This window comes from Methanococcoides sp., from assembly GCF_030594565.1.
In the GTDB taxonomy this organism is placed as follows: domain Archaea; phylum Halobacteriota; class Methanosarcinia; order Methanosarcinales; family Methanosarcinaceae; genus Methanococcoides; species Methanococcoides seepicolus.
In genome coordinates this window covers 1-3309 of record NZ_JAUVEY010000181.1, presented here as the reverse complement: position 1 = coordinate 3309, position 3309 = coordinate 1, and the positions used below count along the sequence as shown (strand labels likewise).

Genomic DNA, 3309 nt, shown 5'->3' with positions numbered 1-3309 from the left:
TAATATGCTAAGTGCTTCTGAAGGGGAACAGGCCGTAAGGCTTGCAAGGAATACTATTGAGTCATTTCTGAAAGATGGAGAGCTGTCAGAGGCTATCGATCTGCCGGAGGTGTTCGGTGAATTGCGTGGTGTTTTCGTGACGCTGACGAAGAACGGTGATCTACGAGGGTGTATCGGCCATCCTTATGCGGATTCGACTTTAGAAGATGCTATTGTCGATTCTGCGATATCGGCGGCTACAAGGGATCCTCGTTTTCCAATGGTTGATATTTCCGAGATGTCTGATATTACCGTGGAGGTCACCGTTTTGACACAACCGGAACTTATCGATGTTATTCCAGAGAAGTTGCCTGAAGTTATCGAAATAGGTCGCCATGGTTTGATCGCGAAGATGGGTATGTATGAGGGGCTATTGCTTCCGCAGGTCGCACCGGAGAACGATTTTGATGCTATCGATCTTTTAAACCACACCTGTTCAAAGGCAGGTCTTCCGCACGATGCATGGCTTACTGGGGCACAGATGTACTGGTTTGAAGGACAGATATTCAAAGAGGTCGAGCCTCGTGGGGATATCGAGGAAGAAAAGTTCAATTCCTGTTGTAAGTGAAAATAGAGTAGATGAAAGAAATGCTTTCATCTATAGTTCTTCATGGTTTCCAGAAGGTCGGTTACGTTCGTCTTGAGCTCACTTGCGGATTCTCCGATCATGAGATTTACAAGACCTTCAGGTCCCAATGTCCTGAAATCGGTTTTTAGACCAATGATCGTCTTTTTCTTTGAATATGCGTACCCTATCTCCCACGCTGTACCTGAATCGATATCACTGCCACCATCGAGGACTGCTACCACTATATCGCAATTGTCAATTGCATCAAGGTTCAACTGGAATATTTTGTGAGAATCCATCTCTTCTCTTGCTGCTTCTGTATCGTTGGAATCTTCCTGTGGCACAAAGACATCGAATCCGAGATCTTCCAGTGCAGTTTCCAGTTTCCTGTTATAATCCTGTTCAGCTTCTGAAAAAAGTGGTGCTGCCAAATATATCTTTTTGGTAGTATTCATTTTATCTCCTTTAATCTTAATAGTGCCCTCTATGTAATGTTGGTCAAGGTTGATAATTATTCTTATTTAGAAAATAACAACCTTAATTAGTATTGGAAATATACATAACATCATGACCGATATGATAAATGCAGGAATTGTCGGTGCTTCCGGTTATACCGGCGGTGAACTGATGCGTCTGCTTTTGAACCATCCGTATGTCAATATTGAAACGGCTACGTCACGCCGTTTGTCAGGTAAAGCGGTAAGCGATACTCATAAACATCTGCGCAGACTTGTGGATATTGAATTTGAGGACCTTTCTCCTGAAGATATCAGGGGCAGATGTGATGTTGTCTTCGTAGCTGTACCCCATGGGACCGCAATGAACATAGTTCCCGAGCTTATTGATGATAATACTAAAGTTATCGATCTTAGTGCCGATTATCGTTTGAAGACAAGCATCTTCGAGAAGGTCTACAATATGGAACATGCTAATCCAAGAGATGCTGTTTTCGGTCTTGTGGAACTTCATCCTGAAGTGAAGGATGAGTCCTTCGTTGCAAATCCGGGATGTTATCCCACAGGAGCAATTCTGTCAGCTGCTCCTCTTGCGGCTGCAAAACTTCTCAAGATGGCCATATTCGATTCCAAATCCGGAATTACCGGAGCAGGGATAAATCCTACAATGGCATCCCATTATCCTAACATGGCAGAAAATGTCCAGGCATATAAACTGACCACTCACAGGCATCGGGAAGAGATCCTTCAGGAACTGAACCGGTTGGACAATGCTTTCACTGATGTGAACTTCACGCCACACGTTGTTCCTTCCATTCGTGGTATACTTACCACTGCACATCTTTTCACAAAGGAGAAGATGTCGTTGGAGGATGTACGTGAGTTTTATCACGAATTCTACAAGGACAAGCCTTTTGTGAGGGTCGTTGATGATATTCCTTCCCTTAGCGCTGTAAGGGGCTCGAACTTCTGTGATATTGGTTTTGAGGTCGATGCCAACACCGGCCGTATCGTTGTTGTTTCAGCAATTGATAATCTGGTAAAGGGTGCTTCAGGTCAGGCGATCCAGAACATGAACCTTATGTGTGGTTTTGATGAGACCACTGGTCTTCGCATTGCGGCGACATCCCCATAAATTACGATAGGAGATATGATCATGAATGTAAAAGATATTATGAGCAGTAATGTCATTGTATGCAGCCCGCAGGATACTATTAGCAGTACTGCACAGTTGTTGAAGAAAGAGAACATTAGCGGCGTTCCTGTTGTTGATGAGGGTAAGGTCGTAGGGATCGTTTCCGAAGTTGATCTATTGAAATTGCTTAACATCCCTGAACATGGCGGGCTTTGGCTTCCCAGTCCTTTCGAGGTAATTGAGATCCCTATACGTGAGCTCATTAGTTGGGAAGATACCAAAAAGATGCTTTCTGATGTTGGTTCAAAACCTATCAGTGATATAATGGAAAAGGATGTGTTCACGGTAGGTCCGGAAAGTTCTGTGGAGGATGCTTCCAGATCAATGAGCCGGCACAAAATTAACAGACTTCCTGTTGTCGATAATGGTGAACTGGTAGGGCTTATAACCCGCGGCGATATCATTCGCGGTCTTGCAGGCATTTAAAGTGGTGTTATGAAAGCGAAAGATAGCGGCCTATGTGCAGTAAAAGGAGTTCGTGCTTTCGGTATCAAGCCGGGAAAGATGGGCCTTGCGATCATTGTGGCTGAAGGGAATGCTGCGGGCGTTTTTACCAGGAACAAGGTCATAGCTGCTCCACTGATCGTTACAAGGGAAGCCCTTGGTAAGAATGGCAAACTGGCAGCGGTGATAGCAAACAGTGGAAATGCCAATGCTTTTACAGGTGAGCAAGGTCTCGCCGATGCAAGGGAAATGGCCTCTCTCCTTTCTGAAAGACTGGATGTCGATAGTGACCTTATCGCAGTGGCATCTACCGGTGTTATTGGTAGGAAGCTCGATATTGACTGGATACGTGATAATGTCGATGAAGTGATGAGCGGTCTTGTAGCATCACCTCAGGGTAACAGCCATGCTGCAAGGGCTATAATGACCACTGACACGTTCCCAAAGATGACTGCGATAGAGCTTGATTGTGGTGTCTGTATAGGCGGTATCGCAAAGGGTTCCGGCATGATCGAGCCTAACATGGGGACTATGCTTGGTTTTGTCTACACTGATGCAGCTCTTCCATCGGACGTACTTGATGAATGCCTCAGGGAAGCAGTTGATAG

At 45.0% G+C, this 3309-nt stretch carries 5 protein-coding genes; 4 read left to right on the top strand and 1 reads right to left on the bottom strand.

Features of this window, described 5'->3' with window-relative positions; all coding sequences use genetic code 11:
- The first annotated feature begins 4 nt into the window (after window positions 1-4).
- Window positions 5-607, top strand: coding sequence for a TIGR00296 family protein (locus QAS77_RS11170; RefSeq protein ID WP_305065616.1), 603 nt, complete (start codon window positions 5-7; stop codon window positions 605-607).
- 26 nt (window positions 608-633) lie between these two features.
- Here QAS77_RS11170 and QAS77_RS11165 read toward each other — a convergent pair whose 3' ends face one another.
- The gene (locus tag QAS77_RS11165) at window positions 634-1062 is read right to left on the bottom strand and encodes a nucleoside 2-deoxyribosyltransferase (protein WP_250868536.1); all 429 of its coding nucleotides are present in this window, start codon (window positions 1060-1062) and stop codon (window positions 634-636) included.
- 121 nt (window positions 1063-1183) lie between these two features.
- On the opposite strand from QAS77_RS11165, the gene argC reads away from it, so the two are divergent.
- The 3 genes from argC to QAS77_RS11150 all read left to right on the top strand — a co-directional run.
- Window positions 1184-2197 carry an N-acetyl-gamma-glutamyl-phosphate reductase gene (gene argC, locus QAS77_RS11160; protein WP_305065615.1) on the top strand — a complete coding sequence of 338 codons (1014 nt, stop codon included), beginning with the start codon at window positions 1184-1186 and terminating at the stop codon, window positions 2195-2197.
- Between the two features lie 21 nt (window positions 2198-2218).
- Complete coding sequence (locus QAS77_RS11155; protein ID WP_305065613.1) at window positions 2219-2683, top strand: CBS domain-containing protein; 465 nt, start codon at window positions 2219-2221, stop codon at window positions 2681-2683.
- Between the two features lie 9 nt (window positions 2684-2692).
- Window positions 2693-3309: bifunctional ornithine acetyltransferase/N-acetylglutamate synthase (locus QAS77_RS11150; protein WP_305065611.1), on the top strand; the 617-nt coding region annotated here is incomplete at its 3' end.